This is a genomic window from Vibrio sp. 1580, from assembly GCF_033340055.1.
In genome coordinates this window covers 1-661 of record NZ_JAWOVT010000343.1, presented here as the reverse complement: position 1 = coordinate 661, position 661 = coordinate 1, and the positions used below count along the sequence as shown (strand labels likewise).

2 protein-coding genes are annotated in these 661 nt (G+C 46.7%); both read right to left on the bottom strand.

Translation table 11 applies throughout. The features are described from left to right. Positions 1 to 399 (bottom strand): hypothetical protein (locus tag R7093_RS25915; protein WP_318147106.1); only part of this gene is annotated, 399 nt, incomplete at its 3' end. A gap of 25 nt (positions 400 to 424) precedes the next feature. Then, a partial coding sequence (locus tag R7093_RS25910; protein ID WP_318147105.1) for a DMT family transporter occupies positions 425 to 661 on the bottom strand: 237 nt, incomplete at its 5' end.

Sequence of the window (661 nt, the reverse complement as noted above, 5' to 3'; positions counted from 1 at the left end):
CAACAACGTAGGTACCAATTTCAAGCCAAGGACTTTGAAACAGAACGACTCTTTCAACGCAATCCCAGAAAAGGGGACAAAGATAAAGCCTAATGCGAGCCACACTCGATTTAACTCTGGGTCGCAGACCATCAAGATCGCTCCTATCCAACCAGACCAACTGATGATAGTGCGAACTGACTTACTGTAAACGTGAATATTACTCGCAGACATTGCACCAGCAATGGCGAATACCGCAAAGACTGCTCTATATCTGCCATCCACCCCGTCGAGCCATTGACTTTCCAACGCAGCCAACCCCAAAAGAGCGATGGCAAACACACTGATGCCAGCGCGATACAAGCAAACGCTCAGCTTATCTAAAAAATCTAATGTTTCTTGATGTTCAGTATTTGCCATCGTCGTTCATCTTTAGAGCGTCTATTTACGCTCGCTTGGGGAAGCGGAATCTGCCGCCAGTGCGGTAAATCACCAAAGAAAAGAGAATCAGCAAACAACCAACAAGTTTATTGGCCGTCAGAACTTCGCCATACCAAAGTATGCTCAGAACAACCGTCCAAACCGGCTCTAAGATCATAATCAGTGCCGCATTCCCTGCTTGGACAAACTTTTGCCCCATAGTCTGCATAACGTAACGCAAACTCGTCGCGAGCAACGTACT